The 24,307-nt window shown below is 28.6% G+C and carries 18 protein-coding genes and 1 riboswitch; of the genes, 16 read left to right on the top strand and 2 right to left on the bottom strand.

Features of this window, described 5'->3' with window-relative positions; genetic code table 11:
- Positions 1-286: 286 nt before the first annotated feature.
- From I4U58_RS04335 to I4U58_RS04310, 6 genes are all read left to right on the top strand, one after another.
- On the top strand, positions 287-2,266 hold the full coding sequence (locus I4U58_RS04335) for a fructose-1,6-bisphosphatase (RefSeq protein ID WP_195929821.1): 1,980 nt from the start codon (positions 287-289) through the stop codon (positions 2,264-2,266).
- Positions 2,267-2,515: 249 nt separating this feature from the next.
- Positions 2,516-4,123 carry a Na/Pi cotransporter family protein gene (locus I4U58_RS04330; RefSeq protein WP_195929820.1) on the top strand — a complete coding sequence of 536 codons (1,608 nt, stop codon included), beginning with the start codon at positions 2,516-2,518 and terminating at the stop codon, positions 4,121-4,123.
- 163 nt (positions 4,124-4,286) lie between these two features.
- Complete coding sequence (locus I4U58_RS04325) at positions 4,287-5,372, top strand: hypothetical protein (protein WP_195929819.1); 1,086 nt, start codon at positions 4,287-4,289, stop codon at positions 5,370-5,372.
- A 254-nt stretch (positions 5,373-5,626) separates the two neighbouring features.
- Entirely contained in the window at positions 5,627-6,841 is a 1,215-nt protein-coding gene (locus I4U58_RS04320; protein WP_195929818.1) for a carboxylate--amine ligase, read from the top strand.
- Between the two features lie 13 nt (positions 6,842-6,854).
- On the top strand, positions 6,855-7,568 hold the full coding sequence (locus I4U58_RS04315) for an amino acid racemase (protein WP_195929817.1): 714 nt from the start codon (positions 6,855-6,857) through the stop codon (positions 7,566-7,568).
- 37 nt (positions 7,569-7,605) lie between these two features.
- Complete coding sequence (locus tag I4U58_RS04310; protein WP_195929816.1) at positions 7,606-9,111, top strand: UDP-N-acetylmuramoyl-L-alanyl-D-glutamate--2,6-diaminopimelate ligase; 1,506 nt, start codon at positions 7,606-7,608, stop codon at positions 9,109-9,111.
- Positions 9,112-9,265: 154 nt separating this feature from the next.
- On the opposite strand, the gene ychF is transcribed toward I4U58_RS04310, so the two are convergent.
- Entirely contained in the window at positions 9,266-10,363 is a 1,098-nt protein-coding gene (gene ychF / locus I4U58_RS04305) for a redox-regulated ATPase YchF (RefSeq protein WP_195929815.1), read from the bottom strand.
- Positions 10,364-10,591: 228 nt separating this feature from the next.
- Between ychF and I4U58_RS04300 the strand changes: the two genes are divergently transcribed.
- From I4U58_RS04300 to I4U58_RS04270, 7 genes are all read left to right on the top strand, one after another.
- Positions 10,592-11,854: a pitrilysin family protein gene (locus I4U58_RS04300; RefSeq protein ID WP_195929814.1), complete on the top strand. Its 1,263-nt coding sequence runs from the start codon at positions 10,592-10,594 to the stop codon at positions 11,852-11,854.
- Positions 11,855-11,864: 10 nt separating this feature from the next.
- Positions 11,865-13,166, top strand: a complete 1,302-nt coding sequence (locus I4U58_RS04295; RefSeq protein ID WP_195929813.1) for a pitrilysin family protein — start codon at positions 11,865-11,867, stop codon at positions 13,164-13,166.
- A gap of 182 nt (positions 13,167-13,348) precedes the next feature.
- Positions 13,349-14,131: a CpsB/CapC family capsule biosynthesis tyrosine phosphatase gene (locus tag I4U58_RS04290; RefSeq protein ID WP_195929812.1), complete on the top strand. Its 783-nt coding sequence runs from the start codon at positions 13,349-13,351 to the stop codon at positions 14,129-14,131.
- A gap of 11 nt (positions 14,132-14,142) precedes the next feature.
- Positions 14,143-14,874: a prolipoprotein diacylglyceryl transferase gene (lgt, locus tag I4U58_RS04285; protein ID WP_195929811.1), complete on the top strand. Its 732-nt coding sequence runs from the start codon at positions 14,143-14,145 to the stop codon at positions 14,872-14,874.
- A gap of 56 nt (positions 14,875-14,930) precedes the next feature.
- On the top strand, positions 14,931-15,866 hold the full coding sequence (gene rsmH, locus I4U58_RS04280; RefSeq protein WP_195929810.1) for a 16S rRNA (cytosine(1402)-N(4))-methyltransferase RsmH: 936 nt from the start codon (positions 14,931-14,933) through the stop codon (positions 15,864-15,866).
- A gap of 82 nt (positions 15,867-15,948) precedes the next feature.
- Positions 15,949-16,049, top strand: a riboswitch (SAM riboswitch).
- A 207-nt stretch (positions 16,050-16,256) separates the two neighbouring features.
- A complete protein-coding gene (locus I4U58_RS04275) occupies positions 16,257-17,543 on the top strand; it encodes an O-acetylhomoserine aminocarboxypropyltransferase/cysteine synthase family protein (RefSeq protein WP_195929809.1) in 1,287 nt (428 codons plus the stop codon).
- Positions 17,544-17,710: 167 nt separating this feature from the next.
- Positions 17,711-19,063, top strand: a complete 1,353-nt coding sequence (locus tag I4U58_RS04270; RefSeq protein WP_195929808.1) for an MATE family efflux transporter — start codon at positions 17,711-17,713, stop codon at positions 19,061-19,063.
- A gap of 205 nt (positions 19,064-19,268) precedes the next feature.
- Here I4U58_RS04270 and I4U58_RS04265 read toward each other — a convergent pair whose 3' ends face one another.
- Entirely contained in the window at positions 19,269-19,718 is a 450-nt protein-coding gene (locus I4U58_RS04265) for a hypothetical protein (protein WP_195929807.1), read from the bottom strand.
- Positions 19,719-20,032: 314 nt separating this feature from the next.
- On the opposite strand from I4U58_RS04265, the gene I4U58_RS04260 reads away from it, so the two are divergent.
- The 3 genes from I4U58_RS04260 to I4U58_RS04250 all read left to right on the top strand — a co-directional run bounded on the left by I4U58_RS04260 (position 20,033) and on the right by I4U58_RS04250 (position 24,201).
- Positions 20,033-20,458, top strand: a complete 426-nt coding sequence (locus tag I4U58_RS04260) for a MarR family transcriptional regulator (protein ID WP_195929806.1) — start codon at positions 20,033-20,035, stop codon at positions 20,456-20,458.
- 118 nt (positions 20,459-20,576) lie between these two features.
- Positions 20,577-22,310 carry an ABC transporter ATP-binding protein gene (locus tag I4U58_RS04255; RefSeq protein ID WP_195929805.1) on the top strand — a complete coding sequence of 578 codons (1,734 nt, stop codon included), beginning with the start codon at positions 20,577-20,579 and terminating at the stop codon, positions 22,308-22,310.
- A complete protein-coding gene (locus I4U58_RS04250; RefSeq protein ID WP_195929804.1) occupies positions 22,303-24,201 on the top strand; it encodes an ABC transporter ATP-binding protein in 1,899 nt (632 codons plus the stop codon). Before I4U58_RS04255 ends, I4U58_RS04250 begins: the two co-directional genes overlap by 8 nt.
- Positions 24,202-24,307: the final 106 nt, after the last annotated feature.

The following is a 24,307-nucleotide window of genomic DNA, read 5'->3' as shown; positions in this document are numbered from 1 at the left end:
TATTAAATCCATATATACTGCAAGAAGAAAGGATTTTTTTTATAAGAAAATTAATTGAAATTGAAAGCTTTTCTTATAACGTGTAAAATTTTGATGTAATATAAATTTATTTTTACAAAGTTGCACAAAAACTTTCAAAATATTAGAAATAATACGACATAAATAAGCATAGAATATACATTAATTCAGTAAAAAACTATAAAGAGTATGCTATAATTTATATAAGAACAGTGGACAGGATAAATTAGATTTAAATTTGTAAAAATATATTAGGAGGAATTTTAATATGAAAATAAATAACATACCGGATGAACAGTTGGAAAGCCAACTTAAATATTTAAAGTTGCTGTCTAAGCAATATCCGAGCATATCGAGTGCAAGTGCAGAGATAATAAACTTAGAGGCAATACTGAGTCTACCAAAAGGGACAGAACATTTTTTGTCAGATTTACATGGTGAATATGAACCATTTGTACATGTTCTAAAAAACGGGTCAGGAGTTATAAAAAGAAAAATAGAGGAGTTATTTGGGAATATTGTTTCAGAAGCTGAGAGAAAAAAACTAGCTACAATAGTTTATTATCCAGAACAAAAGCTAGATATCCTTATAAAGGAAGAAGAAGATTTAGAAGATTTTTATAGAATAACAATTCACAGACTTATAGAGCTTTGTAGATATGCATCTAGCAAATATACTAGATCTAAAGTAAGAAAATTTCTTCCTGATGATTTTAAATATATAATAGAAGAATTACTACATCCAGACGAAAGTAGTACACATAAAGACGGGTATTATAAAAGCATTATAGAAACAATAATAGAAATAGATAGATCTAGAGAATTTATAATAGCTCTATCTAAAGTTATACAAAAACTAGTAGTAGATAGATTACATATAGTAGGTGATGTATATGATAGAGGGCCAAGACCAGATATTATCATGGATACACTTATAAATCACCACAATGTAGATGTTCAATGGGGAAATCACGATATATTATGGATGGGAGCTGCCTCAGGTCAAAAGGTTTGTATAGCAAATGCAATAAGAATATCAGCTAGATATGCAAATTTAGATATAGTTGAAGATATTTATGGAATCAATCTACTTCCTCTAGCTACATTTGCGATGGAAGCATATAAAGATGACCCATGTAGTGAATTTATGCCTAAAGCAGAAGAAGGAAAAGTATCAACTAAGGAAAAATCATTAATAGCAAAAATGCATAAAGCTATCAGTATGATACAATTTAAATTAGAAGCTGAAGTAATTAACAATAATCCTGAATTTGATATGAAGCACAGACTTCTTTTAGATAAAGTTGATTATGAGGCGGGGACTATAAACTTAAAAGGAAAAGTATATAAATTAAAGGATACAAATTTCCCGACTATAGACCCAAAATCACCATATAAATTGACAAAAGAAGAAGAAAATGTAATGGATAAATTAGTAGCCTCATTTAAAGGTAGTGAAAAATTACAAAAACATGTTTCATTCTTATTCTCAAAAGGAAGTATATACTTAATTGCAAACAAAAATATGTTAGTACATGGTTGTATCCCGCTTGATGACAAAGGAAACTTTATGTCTATGAAGATAAAAGGAAAAGAGTATAGTGGTAGAGCATTAATGGATCAAATGGATTCTTATGCGAGAAAAGGATTTTTCTATAAAAAGAGTCCAGAAAAACAATTTGGTATGGATATGATGTGGTACTTATGGACAGGTAAATGTTCTTCATTATTTGGAAAAGATGATATGACAACTTATGAAAGATATTTTATTGCAGATAAAAAAACTCATGTAGAAAATAAAAATCCATACTATACATTGAGAGAAGATGAAAATATATGCAATAGAATTTTTGATGAATTTGGATTAGATTATGAACAATCACATATAATAACTGGACATGTTCCTGTTGAAAGTAAAAAAGGTGAAAGTCCAATAAAAGCAGGTGGAAAAATATTAGTTATAGACGGCGGTTTTTCTAGAGCATATCAAGGAAAAACAGGTATAGCTGGATATACTTTAATATACAACTCATACACACTTCAACTAGTCGCTCATGAGCCATTCTCATCAGCAGAAGACGCAATTAAAAAAGAAAGTGATATATTATCAACTTCAGTAGTTGTAGAAGATATAGCTCGTAGAATGTATGTGAGAGATACTCTTGATGGAGAAAAAATGCAAGAAGAAATATATGATTTAAAAATGTTGCTTTTAGCTTATAAAAAAGGCTTAATTAAAGAAAAATAAATAGATAATATTATACAGTATAAAAATACACCAAATTAGGGAAAATATTTATGTTAACAAAAGTGGTATATAAATTAAAGATTTTTAATCAAAAGTAAACGATTTATATACCATTTTTATACAAATTTTAACGACTATATCATATTTAACATAATCTTAATATTGAATTAACTTTGATTTAGCAAACAAATTTGATTTTTAATGTATTATCAAAAGGAATTAATTTATAAGTCTTAAGGAGGAGCAGACGTGCAAATAGCAATTAGTTTACTAGGTGGCCTAGGATTATTTTTATACGGTATGAATATGATGGGCGATGGACTTCAAAAATCTGCCGGAGAACAATTAAAAAAAATAATTGGATTTTTAACAAGTAATGTAGTAATGGGAGTTTTAGTAGGAGCTGTAGTAACAGGTATAATACAAAGCTCGAGTGCAACAACTGTAATGGTTGTAGGTTTTGTTAATGCAGGTATAATGTCATTATCACAAGCAATAGGTGTAATTATGGGTGCCAATATAGGTACAACAGTTACAGCACAATTAGTATCATTTAAATTAGAAGATATAGCACCTATAGCATTAGGAATAGGTATAATTATATACTTAGCATCAAAAAAACAAAAGCATAAACAATATGCAGAGATATTATTAGGATTTGGTATGTTATTTACGGGTATGGAATTTATGAAAGAAGCAGTAAGTCCTTTAGCGGATTTACCACAATTCAGAGATGCTTTACTTTTCGTTGGTATCCATCCAGTATTAGGAATACTAGCAGGTTTCTTAATAACAGGTATAGTTCAATCATCAAGTGCATCTATGGGGATGTTGATAGCTTTAGCATCACAAGGTATTTTACCACTGAGTGCAGCATTACCAATATTATATGGTGATAATATAGGTACATGTGTTACTTCACTATTATCAAGTTTAGGTGCATCGAAAAATGCTAAAAGAGCAGCAACTATGCATTTAACATTTAATGTAATAGGTACGATACTATTTATGTTTATATTTACAATACCAATAAGCAAAGTTGTAACTTACTTAGATCCAAACAACGTTGTAAGACAAATAGCAAACGCACATACATTATTTAACGTAGTAAATGTAATCGTGTTATTGCCATTCTCAAAATATATAGTTAAATTAGTTTTAAAATTAATACCAGTTACTGAAGATGAAAAACATGAAAACTTAGATGTAAAATATATAGACGATAGAATGATAGAAACACCAAGCATTGCTGTTGGAAATGCATTTTTAGAAATAAAAGAAATGGCTAACTATGCTAAAGAATCTGTACAATATGCAATTGAAGGTATACTAAATAATTCAAGAGAAGAAGTGGAAAAAACTTTTGAAATGGAGAAAAAGGTAAACCAAATACAAAGACAACTTCTTGCATTTTTAGTTAAACTATCAAAAGAATCATTAAATGAGGATGAACGTAACAAAGTTACAAATTTAATATATGCAGTTAACGACATAGAGAGAATATCAGACCATGGTGAAAATATTGCTGAATTAGGTAGAGATTTAATTAATGAAAATCTTAGTTTATCAGAACATGCAGAAGACGAAATTAGAGAAATATATAATTTAGCGATAAATAACTTCACTGACTCTATGAAATGTTTAGAAGAAATTAATTTACAACTTAGAAAACAAGTACATGAAAATGAAAGACAAGTTGATTTATTAGAAATAGGATATAGAAACCATCATCTACAAAGATTAAACGATGGAAAATGTACAGTAGATTCTGGTGTTATTTATTTTGATATATTAAATAACTTAGAAAGAATATCAGACCACTCTAAAAATATAGCTGATTATTCTTATGATATTTAATAAAATTAAATATATATAGATTTTTAAGACCCAATCATTAAATTTTAAAGATTGGGTTTTTTTGGTAAAAATAACAAAATTGTTTCTATAGTAAAATAGTAATTTTATGTATAATATAAATAGAATGATAATTTGTGGAAAATGAAAAATAAGGGGAATTTATATGAAAAAAAGTAAAGTATGTAAATACTGTGGGGAAAAATTAGAAATAACCAGTGATAGATGTTTGGCATGTGGAAAAACACAAAAAAATTTCATCAAGAGAAACCCCGTATTTATAGGGTTTATTATAATTTTAATATTAATATTGATTTCAATAGGAATTATATTGATAAATATAAACTCTAAAAGTAAAAATAATGATTCATCAGAATATCTTGGATTACAAAACTTCTTAGGTGATTTTTGGGAGGATATATCTATTTCATCAGATGAATTAATAGAAGAATATGAACGTAGTGAAAAAAATGCAGATTTAAACTATGACCAAGTTTTTTTAGAACTTACGGGTAAGGTAAAAAAAGTAGAAGAATTGGATGATAGAGTACTTAAAGTTGAGCTAGAAACTAAAAAAAATAGTCAATATAAGATATATTGTAGATTTGATCAAGATGAAAATGAACATTATGATGAGATAAAGCAATACAAACAAGGAGACGATATTACATTAACCGGAAATTTAGTTAGAGATAATAAAACCATAACTATGGAATATTGTATCTTAGGAGATTGGGAAACATACTATGCCTTTGACAATACATTTAATATAGACTTAGACTTAGACGATGTATTAATAGACGCCAGAAAAGAAGATAAAAGCATAGAATTAAATAGTAAAAATATAATGTCATTTGATAGTGATATATTAGACTATGGATACACATATGAAGATATAATTGATTATATTTCACAAATTTCAGATGATGAAATTAAGATAACAGATATAAGTGAAAAATCTAGCTTAAAAAATAGAACTATTACTATGAAAATAAATGAAAAAGAAGTTAGCGTAAATTTAAGCAAAGATAATACTTGTTTTGATGAGAGTTTAGTTTATCAAATTAATAAAGTTTTAGAAGAAAGTAAATCAGAAAAATTACTTTATTATGCAGATATGGACTATGAAGATTTTGCAATTGTAAATATTGCATACTCAACTCAAAGTGATATAAATAAATTAAATAAAGTAATAAGTAAATCAAACTTAGATATGAAGCAATTTAAAAAAGATGAAATTGAATCAATATAAAGCTTAAAAATAAAAATATGACAAAGCATATAAATTGTGTTTTGTCATATTTTTTTGTCACAAAATGCGATAAATTATAAAAAATAAAATTAACAAATGTTAAATAATTTATCCAAATAAATCTATATTAAAACTGTTAAAAATAACGATTTCCAAGCGCTTCGTTCTTTGACATATCAATTAAAATAAAGTATAATACCATTGTATAAAAATGAAAGAAAATAAATTAAAATGAAAAATAAGAGGTGGACTAATTGAATAACGTAAAAATTCAACCAGTATTGGTTGGTGGAGATATAAATTGTTACTCTGTTGCAAGAGCTTACCATGAAGCATATGGAGTAAAATCAATAGCATTTGGAAAAATCCGTATAGGAGCAACAAATCACAGTAAAATAATCGATTACAGAGAAGGAACGACTATAGAAGACGAAGAAGCTTTCTTAAAAAGATTATTAGAATTACCAGATCAAGAAGCAGAAGAAGGTAAAGTATTTATCATACATGGATGTAAAGATGAATATGCTGAATTTATAATCGATAATAAAGAGATACTTTCAACAAAATATATAGTTCCATATATAGATAAAGAATTAAAAGACAAATTAATCGAGAAAGACTCTTTCTACCAAATATGTGAAGAGTACAATCTTAACTACCCAAAAACACACGTATTTAACAAAGGTGATGAAGTAGTAGATTTCGGATTTAACTATCCAGTAATCTTAAAAGCATCAGACAGTGTTACTTTCTTCCAACATGAATTCCCAGGAATGAAAAAAGCATACATTGTGCAAGATGCAAATGAATTCAAACAAATAACTGATGAAATATATTCACATGGATATGAAAAATCTTTAATAGTACAAGATTTTATACCAGGTGATGACTCACACATGAGAGTTTTAACTTGTTATTCTGACCAAAACGGAAAAGTAAAAATGATGTGTTTAGGACATGTTTTACTTGAAGAACATACACCAAAAGGAATAGGAAACCACGCAGCTATAATAACTGAATATGACGAAGAAGTAATGACTAAATTCAAAAACTTCTTAGAAAGCATAAACTACACTGGTTTCTCTAACTTCGATATAAAATACGATACAAGAGATAATACTTACAAAGTATTTGAAATAAACTTAAGACAAGGTAGAAGTAACTACTACGTAACTGGTTCTGGAAACAACATAGCTAAATATGTAGTTGAAGATAGAGTTGAAAATAAAGAATTAGAATTAAAAATACAAAAAGAACCTTTCTTCTGGAGAGTTATACCAAGACATGTAGTATATAAATTTGTTAAAAATAAAGATTTAGTAAACAAATGTAAACAATTAGCTTCAGAAGGAAAAGAAGCAACATCATTTGGATATAAATACGATTTAAGCGGGAATATTAAGAGAAGTTGGTACATCTTCTTATACAGCATAAATCAAATCAGAAAGTTTAATAAATACTGTAAATAAGAATGGTGATAATATGGAAAATATAACTGCAGGAGTAATGGGCGGTCTAGGGCCTATGGCATCTGTTTATTTCTACAAAATGGTAGTGGATATGACTGATGCTAAAACTGATCAAGAACACGTAGACATGGTAATTACAAATAGAGCAACTACACCAGATAGAAGTACATACATTTTAGGCAAAAGTGATGAAAATCCAGCTGATGTACTTATTAGTGATGCACAAAAATTAGAACAATTCGGTGTAGACTTTATAGTAATAACTTGCAATACAGCACATTATTTTTATGAGAAAATAAATAAAAGTGTAAATATACCAGTTCTTAGCATTGTTGAAGAGACAATAAAATATGCTAAAGAAAATGGTCATAAAAAATTAGGTATTATGGCTACAACAGGTAATATTAAAACTAAATTATATCAAGAAATGTGTGAAAGATTTGATATGGAGTATTTCGTCTTTGATGATGAAAGACAACAGCAAGTCATGGAGATAATTTATGACGATATAAAAAGTGGAAAACCTGCTGATATGAATAAATTTAATAAATTGGTAAACCATTTAAAAGAAAATGGATGTGATGGAATAGTACTTGGTTGTACTGAGTTATCTATCTTAAAAAACGACAACAATTTAGGTAATGACCTATATATAGATTCATTAGAAGTATTAGCAAGACAGACTATTATAAAATCAAATAGAAAAGTAAAAGAAATATTTGTTTAAGAATAATTATTAAATTGATGAAACTATAGGAGGACATATGGTTAAATTAACTAATGTATTAGAAGGTATTTCTTTTACCTCTAATACTGATTCAAAAGATTTTAATGATATTGAAATAGTAGACATAGCTTATAGTTCTTTAAAATGCCAACCAGGATATATGTTCGTTGCTCTTAAAGGAGAAACAGTAGACGGACATAAATATGTCTTTGATGCATATTCAAGAGGAGCTAGAGTCTTTGTATTACAAGATGATATAGAAATGGCAGATGACGCTATAAAAATAATAGTTGAAGATACTAGAATAGCTTTATCTAAAATGTCTGCAAATTATTTTGGAAATCCATCAAAATCATTAAAAATAATAGGTGTTACTGGGACAAAAGGTAAAACTACAATTACAAACTATATAAGTGAAGTTTTAAACAGAGCGGGAATAAATACAGGTGTAGTAGGAACTAATGGTACTTTCTACAACAACATATCAGAAACTACAGTGAATACAACTCCTGAAAGTTATGAACTTCATAGAATATTTAGAAAGATGTTAGACAGTGGAGTAGAATGTGTTTCTATGGAGGTATCTTCTGGTGGGCTTCAAAGACATAGAGTAGAGCATGTTGATTTTGATATTGCTATATTCACAAACTTATCACCAGACCATATAGGACCAAAAGAACACCCTACTTTTGAGAATTACTTAGAATGTAAGGCTAAATTATTTACATTAGCTAAGCATGGAATAATCAATATAGATGATAAATATGCAAAAGACATAATAGACATTGCAACTTGCAATATCGAAACTTTCGGTATAGAAAAACAAGCTGATGTAATGGCTACTGAAATACAATACTCAAAAGACTTAGATTCACTAGGTGTAAACTTTGTCTGCAAAACTAAAGAATCTAATGATGATTATTATATATGTTCGCCAGGAATATTTAGTATTTACAATGCATTAGCTGTAATATCTGTTTGTAAATATTTAGGTGTTAAAAAAGAAATAACTAGAAAAGCCCTAACTGAAGCAAAAGTTTGCGGAAGGGTAGAGGTTTTATCTGCATTACCTTATGCAACTATAATTATAGATTATGCACATAATGGAGTTAGTTTAGAAAATATATTAAAGACACTAGAACACTACGACCACAAAAGACTTATATGTCTATTTGGTTCAGTTGGCGGAAGAACTGAAATACGTAGAAAAGAATTAGGCGATGTTGCTGCAAAAGAATGTGATTTAAGTATATTAACATCTGATAATCCAGACTTTGAAGATCCTGAAAAAATAATATATGATATAGCTAAATCATATGATGATAAAAGTAAATATATAATAGAGCCGGATAGAGAAAAAGCTATTCAACTAGCTGTTAGAATGGCACAAGAAGGCGATATGATAGTACTTGCAGGAAAAGGACACGAAACATACCAATTAATAAATGGTGTAAAAGTTCCATTCTCAGAAAGAGATATAGTAAGAGAAGAAGCTAAAAAAGTACTTGCAAGTCGTGAGCAAGAAGTTATGGTTCACAACTAATAAAAAGCTTACAGTATGGATATCCATATTGTAAGCTTTTTTTATATATAAAGTTATATAAATATAATTTTTATAAAAAAAGCATAGCCCAAAAGCTATGCCTTATAAACTTATAAAAAGATAATAGTTATCTTTTTATAAGTTTATATTTATCTTATACGTTGAATCTGAAGTTAACAACGTCTCCGTTTTGCATTACGTAGTCTTTACCTTCAAGTCTTACAAGACCTTTTTCTCTAGCGTTTGCAACACTTCCACATTCAACTAAATCATTGTAGTTTACTATTTCAGCCCTGATGAATCCTCTTTCTATATCACTGTGTATTTTACCAGCAGCTTGTGGAGCTTTTGTTCCAACTTTTATAGTCCAAGCTCTAACTTCTTGCTCACCAGCAGTTAAGAATGACATAAGTCCTAATAATGAGTAAGATGATTGGATTAATTTATCAAGACCTGATTGTTCAAGTCCAAGAGTTTCTAAGAATTCTTTTTTCTCTTCATCAGATTCAAGTTCAGATATTTCCGCTTCTATTTGAGCACAAACAACAACAACTTCAGCATTTTCAGAAGCAGCGAATTCTCTAACTCTAGCAACGTATTCGTTGTTAGCACCTTCATCAGCTAAATCATCTTCTGAAACGTTAGCAGCATATATAACTGGTTTAGAAGTTAATAAGTTTAAGCTGTTTACGAATTCTTGTTCTTCTTCAGTAAAGTCCATAGTTCTTACTGATTTACTTTCTGCTAAAGTAGCAGCTATAGAATTTAACATTTCTAATTCACCAGCAAGTGATTTGTCAGATTTTAAAGCTTTAGTAGTTTTAACTATTCTTCTATCTAATATTTCTATATCAGATAATATTAACTCTAAGTTTATAGTATCGATATCTCTTATTGGGTCAACTGAACCGTCAACGTGAACAACGTTTGAATCTTCGAAACATCTAACAACGTGTACTATAGCGTCAACTTCTCTTATGTGAGATAAGAATTTATTTCCAAGACCTTCACCTTTTGAAGCTCCTCTAACAAGACCTGCGATATCGCAGAATTCTATAGCAGTTGGAACTATTTTTTTAGCGTTATTTAATTCTTTTAATACGTTTAATCTTTCGTCTGGAACTGCAACAACACCTACATTTGGCTCTATTGTACAGAATGGGTAGTTTGCTGATTCTGCTCCAGCTTGAGTTATAGCATTAAATAATGTACTTTTACCTACATTTGGTAAACCTACTATTCCTAATTTCATTATGATCTTCCTCTCTTTTATATAAAAATTAATTATTTTTCTCAATAATTTTAGACATACATCTTGTATTATACATCATAACTACGATATATGTAAACAATTTGACTTTTGTATATAATAGTAAAAATAAAGAGATAATATAAAAGAATGATTAAATAAAATAGCAAATATGATGAAGATAAGGTATTATTATATAGGATAGTTAAAATAAGGAAAAGGAGCTAGTACATGAAAAATTTAAAGACATTAGAAATAGGGAAAAATGTAAAACTTACATTAATCCCAGAAAGTAAATTTAAGACAAATTTAGTAAGTGTATATATACTTAGAGAATTAGATAGAAAAGAAGTTACAAAAAATGCTCTACTTCCAGGCATTTTAAAAAGTGGTTGCGATAAATATAAAACACTTGGTCAATTGACAAATAGAGAAGAAGAACTATACGGCTCATATCTAAATGCTGGAACATCAAAACGAGGAGAACATCAAGTTTTAGGATTTAGTATATTAGGTGTAAATGAAAAATATTTAGACGAAAAAATATTAGGTGGTTGTATAGACCTATTAAACGAAATAATAAATAATCCTCTAATAGTAGATGGTGGATTTAGTGAAGAATACCTAAAAATAGAAAAAGAAATATTAAAAGATTCTATAATGGGTATCATCAATGATAAAGGTACCTATGCAATGAAACAAGCTAGTGAAATTATGTTCGAAGGAGAACCATACGCTATAAGTGGGAAGGGTTATATCGAAGATTTAGACGATATAAATGGAGTAAACTTATATCAACATTATAAAAATATATTAAAAACTTCTCCAATAGAAATAATAATCGAAGGCGAATTTGATGAATCAGAAGTAGTAGAATTAATAAAAGAAAGATTTACATTCGATAGAGGAGATATAATAGATTTACCAAAAGAAGAATTCTATAAAGAAGTAGACGAAGTAAAAGAAGTAAAAGAAACTATGGACATAGCACAAGGTAAATTAGTTATGGGTTATAGATGTAATGTTGATTATCTTGATGAAGAGAGATACTATAGCCTTCTTTTAGGTTCTAGAATATTAGGTGGAGGCGCTGATAGTAAACTATTTGTAAATGTAAGAGAAAAAGAAAGTCTTTGTTATACTATTTACTCTACAATACAAAAAAGCAAATCTACAATGATGGTTTGTTCAGGAATAGAAGCTGAAAACTATGAAAGAACTGTTGAATTAGTAAAAGAGCAAGTTCAAAAATTAAAAGACGGAGATATAACAGAAACAGAAATTGCAAATGCTAAAATTGCATTTATAAATTCTTTAAATTCTTTAAACGACGAAATAGGAAGACTTTCAGATTTCTATTTCTCTCAATCAATAGCAAAAAATAAAAGTGACTTAGATGAGATAAAAAATATGATAAATAAATCTACAAAGGAAGATGTAGTAGATGCTGTAAAAGATATTCAACTAGATACTATATACTTCTTAAGTAAATAGGGAGGGCATAATGGAAAAGATAGTCAACGAATTGTTAAAAGAAGAATTATATTATGAAAAATTAGAAAATGGATTAGATGTGTACTTTATGCCTAAAAAAGGATTTACTAAAAAGTATGCTGTTTTAGCTACTAATTACGGCTCAAATGACTTAGAATTTATTCCTATAGGAGAGAGTGAACCTATTAGAGTAAACGAAGGTATAGCACATTTCTTAGAGCATAAAATGTTCGAACAACCAGATGAAACAGATGCATTTGGAAAATTCTCAAAATGGGGAGCTAATGCCAATGCATTTACAAACTTTACAACGACAGCGTATTTATTTACAACAACAGAGAATTTTTATGATTGTCTAGATCATTTATTTGATTATGTGCAGACACCTCATTTTACAGATGAAAATGTAGAAAAAGAAAAGGGAATAATTGCCCAAGAAATAAAAATGTATGATGATGACCCAGGCTGGAATGTATCATTTAACGCAATAAAAGCAATGTATGTAAACCACCCTGTTAGAGTAGATATAGCTGGAAGCGTAGAGAGCATATACAAAATAACAAAAGAAGAACTTTATAAATGTTATAATACATTCTACAATCCAGGAAATATGGCTTTATTTGTAATTGGTGATTTAGAACCAGAAGAATTATTTGATAAAGTAAAACAAGCAAATAAATACGACATGGCAAAAATGGAAGAAGAAATAACTAGAATATATCCAGAAGAGCCTACAACAGTTAACCAAAAAGAAATAATAACTCAGGCGCCTATTTCAATACCTATCTTCAATATAGGATTTAAAGACGATAAAGTAAATATAAAAGGAAGAGAACTACTTAAATACGAAGTAATGACAGACATATTAAATGAAATGTTATTTAGACGTGGTAGTGAAATATATGAAAATCTATATATGAAAGGCCTTATAAATAGAAGTTTTGGAGCAGGATTTACTTCACAAATCGATTACGCATTTACAACAGTTGGAGGCGAATCAAAAGATCCAAAACAAGTAAAAAAAGTTATATTCGAGTATCTTGATATGTATAAAAAAGAAGGATTAGATAGAGCTACCTTTGAAAGAGTTAAAAAATCTTCTATAGGTAATTTTATTAAATACTTTGATTCTTTAACTTTCATTGCAAACAACTTTATCTTCTACAAATTTAAAGATATAAACTTATTAGATTATGTAGAGGTAATAAAAGAAGTTACATTTGAAGAAGTACAACAAAGACTAGAAGAACACTTAAGAGAAGATAACTGTGTAATATCTATTGTAGAGCCTATTGATAAAGAAAATAACTAAATAAAAACATTGAGTATAAAATCTACAATATAAATTACAAATTATAAAAATAAAAGTTGTAGGAGATATCTTCTTACAACTTTTGTTTTTTAGAATACATACGAAATATTTATTTTTAAGCTATAAACTGATATAATAACATTTGTATTCAGATAGCTTACTTTAAAAAGGGGGATTTTTTTATGATAGACGTACATTGTCACATACTACCAGAGGTTGATGATGGAGCTGAATCTATGCAACAAGCCATAAATATGGCAAAAATAGCACAAGAAGAAGGAATCATCAAAATGATTGCAACTCCTCATTATCATCCAGAATTCAAATATGAAAAGGGTGAGGAGTTAAAAAGAATTCGTGAGAGATTTAAAAAGGAATTAAAAGAAAATAATATAGATATAGAAATATATTTAGGAAACGAAATTTATTTTACATATGATTTAATGGATAAGATTTCAGAACTAGACTTTTATTGTTTAAATGATAGTAAATATATATTAATAGAGTTTCCGCCTAATAATTTTCCTAGCAACTTATGCAATATTGTTTATGAATTAAAACAACAGGGATATACACCAGTATTGGCTCATGTAGAGAGATATATGCAAATTCATGAGGACCCAGAGATAATTTATGATTGTATAAAAACAGGTGCAATTATTCAAATAAATAGCTCAAGTCTTATAGGAAAACAGGGTAAACAATTCCAAAAAATATGTGATCTTTTAATTAGTAGAAATATGGTTCATTTAGTTGCGACAGATGCCCATAGTGATACAAGAAGACGCCCATTATTGAGAGAGGCATATGAATATGTTGAAGATAAATGCTCAAAATCTATGGCAGAAAATCTATTTAAAAATAATGCTCAGTGTATCTTAGACAATAAAGATATTATTGTAGAAGAGCCACTAGAGAAACCAATAGAAAAAGTAAGTTTATTTAGTAGAATATTTAGAAGATAAGAGGTGTTTATATGGATAGAGTTGCATTTACACTGTTTGGTGTAGATATAATGTGGTATGGAATTTTAATGGCTACAGGGATGGTCCTTGGAGTTTTTATTGCATTAAGAGAAGCAAAAAGGCTTAATATAAAAGAAGATGATATATTAAATTTAGCTATTATTGCAATCCCTTGTGGACTTATAGGAGCTAGAGCTTATTATGTTATCTTTAACTGGTCTTATTATTCAGGAAATATAGCTGAAATTTTAAACTTTAGAGGTGGCGGCTTAGCAATTCATGGAGCTCTAATTGGAGGAATTTTAGCTGGGTTTATATATGCTAAAGTTAAGAAATTAAACTTCTTTAAATTGGCTGATTGCGTTGTTATAGGTATACCATTAGCTCAAGCAATTGGGAGATGGGGAAATTACCTAAACAAAGAAGCTCATGGGGGACCGACAGATTTACCATGGGGGATAATGGTTGATGGTGTAAAAGTACATCCTACATTTTTATATGAATCTATATGGGATTTAGGTGTATTTATATTTTTGATGGTATTTAGAAAAAAACAAAAATATGAAGGCCAAATCCTTGCTTACTATTTAATATTATATTCTATAGGAAGATTTTTCATAGAAGGACTTAGAACAGATTCACTTATGTTAGGACCATTAAGAATGGCACAAGTTATAAGTTTAGTATTTATAATTATAGGTGTTGTACTAAATTATGTATTAGTAAAAAAATCTAATAGATAACATTAATATAAAAAATACGACAGTTAGAGATTTTACAGAAAGGAAGTGAATTTTTTATGGAATTCCATCACGTATCTGTACTTTTAGATGAATGTATAGAAAATTTAAATATAAAAGAAGACGGTGTATATGTAGACTGTACAATGGGTGGTGCAGGACACTCAAAAGAAATCGTAAAAAGACTTTCAAAAGACGGACTTTTTATAGGGTTTGACCAAGATAAAAATGCAATAGCTACTGCAAAAGAGAGATTAGCAGAGTATTCTGATAGAGTTAGATTTATTCACAGCAATTTTTCAAATATAAAAGAAGAATTAGAAAAAATAGGTGTATATAAGATAGATGGAGTACTAGCTGACTTAGGAGTTTCTTCTCATCAATTAGATGAAGCTGATAGAGGTTTCTCATATATGCACGATGCTCCTTTAGATATGAGAATGGATATTAGAAAGCCATTTTCTGCTTATGATGTAGTAAATACATACTCAGAAGAGCAACTTGCAAAAATAATAAAAGATTATGGTGAAGACAATTGGGCGAAGAGAATAGCTAAATTTATAGTTGAAGCTAGAGATGAAAAGCCAATCGAAAAAACAGGTGAATTAGTTGATGTAATAAAAAAAGCTATCCCTAAAAAAGCTAGAATAGATGGACCACATCCAGCTAAAAGAACTTTCCAAGCTATACGTATAGAAGTAAATAATGAGCTTGGAGTTATAAACAAAATGATAGACGATGCTGTTTCTATGATGAATAAAGGGGGAAGAATATGTATAATTACATTCCACTCTTTAGAAGATAGAATAGTAAAAAATGAATTTAAAGAATTATCGCTTAGCTGTGTTTGTCCACCAGAACTTCCAATTTGTCAGTGTGATAAAGTTTCTGAAGTTAAAGTTATAACTAGAAAACCAATACTTCCAAGCAAAGAAGAAGTTGAGGCAAATCCTCGTTCAAGAAGTGCAAAACTTAGAGTAGCTGAGAAAAAATAATAAATTAGAAAAATATGTAAAAAATATTGTTTAAAATATACTTTAGGTATATAATTATAAATATCAATCTTAACTAAATAAATTCTTATCAAGAGTGATGGAGGGAATAGGCCCTGAGAAGTCCAGCAACCTATATTAGATAGGTGCTAAATCCTACTTATGTTTTCATAAGAAAGATAAGAGAGAATGAGAAATAAAGCTCTTTTATCGTAAGGTAAAAGAGCTTTTTATAGTATATAGGAAATTATATTACTTTATATTTGGCGATAAGTATAATTTTTTAAATATGCTATAAATAATTTTTATCTTTAAAAAAATTTAAAGATATTTTTATATGTTTAATATAAACATTTTACTTGTATTTAACAATAATATATTCGGAGGGATAACATGACAGAAAGAAAACTAGGTTTTAGTACATTACAAATTCATGGGGGACAAGAACCAGATTCAGCGACAGGTTCTAGAGCTGTACCAATTTATCAAACAACATCATATTGTTTTGAAAGTGTGAAGTATGGTGCTGATTTATTCGCATTAAAACAAGAGGGGCATATATATTCAAGAATATCAAATCCAACTGTTCAAGTATTTGAAGATAGAATGGCATTACTTGAAGGTGGAGTAGGTGCAGTAGCATTTTCTTCAGGAATGGGGGCTATAAATGCAGCTATACTTAATATAATACAAGCAGGGGATGAAATAGTAGCGGCACCAACTTTATATGGAGGAACATATAATTTACTTTCAAATATGCTTCCTAAATTCGGTATAAAGGTTCATTTTGTAGACCCAGATGATCCAGAGAGTTTTAGAAAAGCAATAAATGATAAGACTAGACTTGTTTATGCTGAGACAATAGGAAATCCAGGGATAAATTTAATCGATATAGAAGCTATAGCAGATATTGCTCATGAAAACAAAATACCATTTATGCTAGACAATACTTTTGGAACACCTTATTTAATAAAAGTATTTGAACATGGTGTAGATATTGTAGTACATTCAGCAACTAAATTTATAGGTGGTCATGGAACTACTTTAGGTGGGGTTGTTGTTGATAGTGGTAATTTTGACTGGATAGGAAGTGGAAAGTTCCCTTGTTTGACAGAGCCAGATATGTCTTATAATGGTCTTAATTATGCAAAAGATGTTGGAGCTGCGGCTTATGCGACTAAATTAAAAGTTCAATGGTTGAGAGATTCAGGAGCTTGTTTAAGTCCATTTAATGCATTTATGTTATTACAAGGTTTAGAAACAATGTCGCTTAGAATAGAAAGACATATAAGCAATACAAAAGCTATAACTGAGTTTTTAAATAATCACCCTCAAGTTGCATGGGTTAATTATCCAGGGCTTGAAGGCAACAAATATTATGAATTAGGGCAAAAATATCTTCCAAAAGGTGCAGGTTCAATATTTACATTTGGCATAAAAGGTGGGCTTGAAGCAGGCAAGAAATTTATAGAAAGTCTTAAAATATTCTCTCACCTTGCAAATGTAGCAGATGCTAAATCTTTAGTTATACATCCTGCAAGTACTACACATGCTCAACTGAATGAAGAAGAACAAGAATCAGCAGGTGTTAGACCTGACATGATAAGAATGTCAGTTGGTATAGAAGATATAAATGATTTACTTTGGGATATAGACCAAGCTCTAAAAGCAACTTTATAAGAATTGTTGTAAGAAAATACCAATAGGTATATAATTTAAATAAGAGAGTAGTTATTGATGTATATTACATTTTTAGCTACTCTTTATAATTTAAAATAGTAAAAATTAATATTATGCATTTTAAAATATCTATATATTTTAAAATCTTTGTGAAAGAAGGGGTTTGAGTGGAGGCAAGTCAGAATAAAGTCAATTATTTATTTTCTAATTCAGACTTAAGAAAATTGATAGGACCATTAATTGTAGAACAGTTACTTTTAATAGTCGTTGGTTTAGTAGATTCAATTATGGTTGCAAGCGTAGGGGAAGCGGCAGTATCAGCAGTATCTTTAGTAGATACTATTATGGTATTAATAACCCAAGTATTTATTGCATTAGGTACTGGTGGAGCTGTAGTTGCAGGTCAATTTTTAGGTCAAAAAAATGAAGAAAAGTCATGTGAAGCATCAGATCAATTAATGTTATTTTTATTAGTAAGTTCTATAGGAATTATGATTTTGGGATATCTTTTAAAATATTTTATATTATACAAGGTATTTGGAAAATTAGAAGCTGATGTTATGGGATTTGCAAATATATATCTATTGATAGTATTTTTATCAATTCCAGCTATAGCAATATATAATGGAGCAGCGGCTTTGTTTAGAACTATGGGAAATTCAAAAGTGACTATGAAAATATCAATTCTTATGAATAGTGTAAACTTTATAGGAAATGCAATATTAATATATGGACTAAAAATGGGGGTTGTAGGTGCTGCAATTCCTACAGTTTTCTCAAGATATTTAGCAGCTATAATAGCATTTTATCTTATAAGAAATCAAGATTTACAAATTCATATATCAAAAAAGATGTGTTTTAGATTTAATAAAACTTTAATAAAAAGAATTTTATATATTGGCATACCTAATGGACTAGAAAATAGTATGTTCCAACTTGGAAAAATAGTAGTACTAAATTTAGTTGCAAGTTTTGGTACAGCTGCTATTGCAGCAAATGCAGTTAGTAACTGTCTTGCACTTTTTCAAATAGTACCTGGAATGGCTATAGGTCAAGCTGATTTAGCAGTAGTATCACAATGCGTAGGTGCTGATGATGAATACCAAACAAAATATTATACTAAAAAAATGTTGAAACTAAGTTATATAGGAATAATAATCACGAATATATTTATATTTTTAGCATTAAATCTTATTTTAGATGTATATAACTTATCTGAAGGAACTGCCCAAATGACTAAACAAATAATAATATATCATGGTGTTATGGCGATGCTTATTTGGCCATTATCATTTATGATAGCAAATACACTTAGAGCATCAAATGACGTTAAGTTTTGTATGATAGTTTGTATATTCTCAATGTGGATTTTTAGAATAGGTTTTAGTTACATTATAGGAAAATACATGGGATTAGGAGTATTTGGTGTATGGGTAGCTATGACTACAGATTGGGTTGTAAGAAGTATATTTTTTGTATGGAGATATTTGAGTGGAAAATGGAAAGTACATTGGTACTAAAAGTTTTTCATATAAAGAAATCTTTATTCTAAAGACATTTCACAAGGTAGATTTCTTTGAAACACATGTAAGGAAATTATAATTATCTACAAACCAGATAATATATAATTTCCTTAGAATTATAAAACGAGGCTAGTACTAAGCAAATTAAATTTACTTTGTAACAGCCTTTTTTATATTATTTTTATAATCAATATTTTCGTTATTATATATTTCTATTTTCAACAAATACATTTTCAAAGTTAGATTCTTTATTATCTATAACAAGCTTTATAGTATCAAAGAAAACTGCCTTGTCATTTGTGATAGTTGTGTTCTTTTGATATATAACATATAAATTTTGTGATGGAGAACTTGAGTCTAATTTATTTTTATTAGATTCAATATTTAAAGTTTTATTATCCAAGCTACATTTTATATCAGTAAATTCATTTTCTATTCCATTAAAAAATATATAAGTATTTGATTTTGTATTAATTTGATAAACTCCTTCTTTTTGTGAAGCTTCATTTATAAAATTTTTTAGTTGTGTATTGCTAATTGATGAAATATCAACTCTATTTAACTTGACCATGTTGTTAGAAGTATCTTCTTTTTTACAGCCGAAAGCAAATAATGCAATTATGACTAATATTACAATAGATAGTTTTTTCATATGTTTTCCCCTTAAAAATTTATTTTTGATAATAATATTATACTATAGGTTAAATATAAATTATATAAGATTACTTATAACAGTGATTAAATTTTAAGAGACAAATAGCAAGAATAAAACTGGAATAACTTGATATATAAGTATTAGAGAAATATAATTTATATATGACTTTTGTACCAATTAGGGATAGGAGTCTTTTTTTGTGTAAAGAAAATTAACCTATAGAAAAAATAAAAAAATAAAATTAGCTCTATTGACAATAAATAAAAAAATAAATAAAATATATAGCAAGCTATGTATTTAGGAGAATTAATATGGAAGAAAAAGTACTTATAGGTTTTTTAATTAAACAAATACATATAGCATTTGAGACACGTTGTCATAAAAACTTACAAAGATATAACTTGACTCCGTCGCAAATGGATATACTTTTATATTTAAAAAGACATGAGGAAGATACACTTACTCAAAGGGATTTAGAAACGGGATTAACACTTAAAAATCCAACGGTTACAGGATTATTAAACCGATTAGAAGAAAAAGGATTTATAACTAGAGAACAAAATTTAAATGATAAAAGATCTAAATTTATAAAGATGACAGAAAAAACCCAAAGAGTGTTAGACGATGCTTATTTATATATACAAGAATTAGATGCCCAAATGCTAAATGGTATTTCAAAGGAAGAACAAAAGCAGTTATTTGATTATATGCATAAAATTTTAGAAAATTTAAAGTAATTCTCATTATAATACTTTTAAGTTAATCTTAAAAGTATTATAATGAGAAATTTATAATGTTAAAAATTAAATAATTTATTTAATTTAAATAAAAATTTATATATTGAGGAGGAATAAAATGATACGAAAATTATCGGCGTATATTGGTGAATTCAAAAAGAATTCTATCATAACGCCAATCTTTATGGTATTAGAATGTATATGTGAAGTTATAATACCACTTTTAATGGCCATGATCATAGACAATGGTTTAAGTAATAGCGATATGGGATATGTAGCCAAAATAGGTTTACTTATGCTTGTAGTTGCTATGTTATCACTTGTTTGTGGTGCATTAGGGGCAAAATTTGCGGCAAATGCTTCAGCAGGTTATGCTAGAAACTTAAGACGTGCAATGTTTGAAAATATACAAGATTTTTCTTTTGAAAATATCGATAAATATTCAACAGCAGGTTTAGTAACAAGACTTACAACAGATATAACAAACGTGCAAAATGCATATCAAATGATTTTAAGAATGCTTGTTAGAGCTCCAATCATGCTTATATCAGCAATGGTAATGTCTATATTAATTAATCCACAATTATCACTAGTTTTCCTAGGTGCAGTACTATTCTTAGGGTTAATATTAGCTCTTATAATAAAAACTGCATTCCCTAGATTTACAAGTGTTTTCAAAAAATATGATGCATTAAATGCAAGTGTTCAAGAAAACTTAACAGGAATAAGAACTGTAAAATCAGCAGTAAGAGAAGATTTTGAAATAAACAAATTCAAAAAAGCATCAGGAGATGTAAGAAATAGCTTTATTTTTGCAGAAAAATTAATAGTATTAAATGCTCCTGTAATGCAAGTTACAATGTATACTTGTATCTTACTTTTATCATGGATAGGTGCTAAAATGATAGTTTCTAGCACAATGACAACAGGACAGCTTATGAGTTTCTTTACTTATGCTACACAAATCCTTATGAGTTTAATGATGTTATCTATGGTGTTTGTTATGATAACTATGGCTAAATCTTCAGCAGAGAGAATACTTGAAGTTTTAGATGAAGAAAGTACTATAAAAAATCCTAAAAACCCTATAAAAGAAGTAAAAGATGGGTCTATATCATTTGAAAATGTAGATTTCTCTTATGCTAATGATAAAGACAAATTAAACTTAGAAAATGTAAACTTAGAAATAAAATCTGGTGAAACAATAGGAATTATAGGTGGAACAGGTAGTGCAAAATCTACATTAGTTCAATTAATACCAAGACTTTACGATGTTACAGCAGGAAGTATAAAAGTAGGTGGAGTAGACGTTAGAGACTACGATATAGATACTCTTAGAAATGAAGTTTCTATGGTTTTACAAAAGAACGTACTGTTCTCAGGTACTATAAAAGAAAATCTAAGATGGGGAGATAAAAACGCAACAGATGAAGAATTAGTAGATGCATGCAAAAAAGCTTGTGCAGATGAATTCATTCAAACATTCCCAGATGGATATGATACTTATATAGAACAAGGTGGTACAAATGTATCTGGTGGTCAAAAACAAAGACTTTGTATAGCTAGAGCATTACTTAAAAAACCAAAAATATTAATTTTAGACGATTCAACAAGTGCAGTTGATACAAAAACAGATGCTACAATAAGAGCTGCTCTCCAAAATGATATAGCATCTACAACTAAAATAATAATAGCTCAACGTATATCATCAATAGAAGCTAGTGATAAAATCATAGTTTTAGATGATGGTAAAATAGACGCTATAGGAACACATGATGAATTAAAAGTAAACAACGCTATATATAGAGAAGTTTATGAATCACAAGTGAAAGGAGCTGACGATAATGAGTAAACAATTTGCTAAAGGAAATAAAAAAGCTCCAGGAAACAACCCTATGAAAACTTTAAAAAGAATGATTAGTTATATTTTTAGAGATTATAAATTTTTATTCTTTATAGTTTTAATAACATTATTTATAAGTTCTATTGTTTCAGTAGTAGCAAACTTATTCTTAAAAACATTAATAGATGATTATATAGTTCCACTATTAGGACATAATAACCCAAGCTTTAAAGCATTATTAACAGCTTTAGCTATAATGGCTGCTATTTTCTATACAGGTGTAATATCAACTTATATATATAGTAGACTTATGGTTAATATATCTCAAGGAACATTAAAAAATATCCGTGATGATTTATTTGAACATATGGAAAAACTTCCAATCAAATACTTCGATACACATGCTCACGGAGATATAATGAGTATATACACAAATGATACAGATACATTAAGACAGATGATAAGTCAAAGTATACCTCAACTTATCTCTTCTGTAATAACTATAGTAGGGACTTTTGTTTCTATGATAGTACTAAGTCCAATACTTACAATATTAATAGTTCTTATGGTATTTGTAATGTATCAAGTAATGAGAATATTAGGCTCTAAAAGTGCTTTCTTCTTTGGAAACCAACAAAGAGATATAGGTAAAGTTAATGGATATATTGAAGAAATGATGGAAGGTCAAAAAGTCGTTAAAGTATTTAGTTATGAAGAAGATTCTAAAAAGAAATTTAACGAATTAAATGACTCATTATTTAATAGTGCTGACAATGCCAATAGTTTTGCAAATATGCTTATGCCTATAATGAATAACATAGGAAATATAAGTTATGTTTTAATAGTTGCAATAGGAGCTGTACTTGCAATAAGTGGTGTAGGAAATTTAACTTTAGGTGCATTAGCATCATTCTTACAATTAACAAGAAGTTTCAATATGCCAGTTGCGCAAGTATCTCAACAATTTAACTCAATAATAATGGCTCTTGCTGGTGCAGAGAGAATATTTAACTTAATAGATGAAAAGCCAGAAGTAGACGACGGATATGTTACATTAGAAAATGCTATAGAAGAAGATGGCGAAATAAAACCAGTAAAAGAACGTACAGGAACTTGGGCTTGGAGACATCCACATAAAGCGGAAGGAACTGTAACATATACTAAATTAACTGGGGATGTTGTATTTGAAGGTGTAAACTTCGGTTATAACGACGACAAAATCGTATTACATGATATAAATATGTATGCTAAGCCAGGACAAAAAGTAGCATTTGTTGGTGCTACAGGAGCTGGTAAAACTACAATAACAAACTTAATAAATAGATTCTATGATATACAAGACGGTAAAATAAGATATGATGGAATTAATATAACTAAAATTAAAAAAGACGATTTAAGAAAATCGCTTGGTATAGTTCTTCAAGATACTCACTTATTTACAGGAACAGTTATGGAAAACATCAGATACGGTAAATTAGACGCAACTGATGAAGAAGTAATCGCTGCTGCAAAACTTGCAAATGCACATGGATTTATAGAACATCTAAAAGATGGATATAATACTGTATTAACAGGAGATGGAAGCAACTTATCTCAAGGTCAAAGACAACTTTTATCAATAGCTAGAACGGCAATTGCCAACCCTCCAGTTTTAATACTAGATGAAGCTACATCAAGTATAGATACTAGAACAGAAAAAATTGTTCAAGATGGTATGGATAAACTTATGGAAGGTAGAACAGTATTCGTAATAGCGCATAGATTATCAACTATCAAAAACTCTGATGTTATCATGGTTTTAGAACAAGGTAGAATAATAGAGCGTGGAAACCACGATGAATTAATAGAAAGAGGCGGCAAGTATTATCAATTATATACTGGTGCTTTTGAATTAGATTAAAAATTATATAAATATTACAAAATATGCTCAGTTAGTAAATCTAACTGGGCATATTTTTTTGTTTGAATAAAAAAAATATAGAAAAATTATATAGAAAAAGAGCTAA

Origin of the sequence: Clostridium sp. 1001270J_160509_D11 (genome assembly GCF_015667935.1) — a bacterium.
In the GTDB taxonomy this organism is placed as follows: Bacteria; Bacillota; Clostridia; order Peptostreptococcales; family Peptostreptococcaceae; genus Intestinibacter.
The sequence above is the reverse complement of the archived record's forward strand: the minus strand, read 5'-3'. Positions and strand labels throughout refer to the sequence as shown.

Bases quoted from the DNA above. Each gene is read 5' to 3' on its own strand.
- rsmH (WP_195929810.1), top strand. From the start codon at position 14,931: ATGGAATTCCATCACGTATCTGTACTTTTAGATGAATGTATAGAAAAT.
- lgt (WP_195929811.1), top strand. From the start codon at position 14,143: ATGGATAGAGTTGCATTTACACTGTTTGGTGTAGATATAATGTGGTAT.
- I4U58_RS04300 (WP_195929814.1), top strand. From the start codon at position 10,592: ATGAAAAATTTAAAGACATTAGAAATAGGGAAAAATGTAAAACTTACA.
- I4U58_RS04275 (WP_195929809.1), top strand. From the start codon at position 16,257: ATGACAGAAAGAAAACTAGGTTTTAGTACATTACAAATTCATGGGGGA.
- I4U58_RS04255 (WP_195929805.1), top strand. From the start codon at position 20,577: ATGATACGAAAATTATCGGCGTATATTGGTGAATTCAAAAAGAATTCT.
- I4U58_RS04295 (WP_195929813.1), top strand. From the start codon at position 11,865: ATGGAAAAGATAGTCAACGAATTGTTAAAAGAAGAATTATATTATGAA.
- I4U58_RS04290 (WP_195929812.1), top strand. From the start codon at position 13,349: ATGATAGACGTACATTGTCACATACTACCAGAGGTTGATGATGGAGCT.
- I4U58_RS04315 (WP_195929817.1), top strand. From the start codon at position 6,855: ATGGAAAATATAACTGCAGGAGTAATGGGCGGTCTAGGGCCTATGGCA.
- I4U58_RS04265 (WP_195929807.1), bottom strand. From the start codon at position 19,718: ATGAAAAAACTATCTATTGTAATATTAGTCATAATTGCATTATTTGCT.
- I4U58_RS04335 (WP_195929821.1), top strand. From the start codon at position 287: ATGAAAATAAATAACATACCGGATGAACAGTTGGAAAGCCAACTTAAA.
- I4U58_RS04260 (WP_195929806.1), top strand. From the start codon at position 20,033: ATGGAAGAAAAAGTACTTATAGGTTTTTTAATTAAACAAATACATATA.
- I4U58_RS04325 (WP_195929819.1), top strand. From the start codon at position 4,287: ATGAAAAAAAGTAAAGTATGTAAATACTGTGGGGAAAAATTAGAAATA.
- I4U58_RS04310 (WP_195929816.1), top strand. From the start codon at position 7,606: ATGGTTAAATTAACTAATGTATTAGAAGGTATTTCTTTTACCTCTAAT.
- I4U58_RS04250 (WP_195929804.1), top strand. From the start codon at position 22,303: ATGAGTAAACAATTTGCTAAAGGAAATAAAAAAGCTCCAGGAAACAAC.
- ychF (WP_195929815.1), bottom strand. From the start codon at position 10,363: ATGAAATTAGGAATAGTAGGTTTACCAAATGTAGGTAAAAGTACATTA.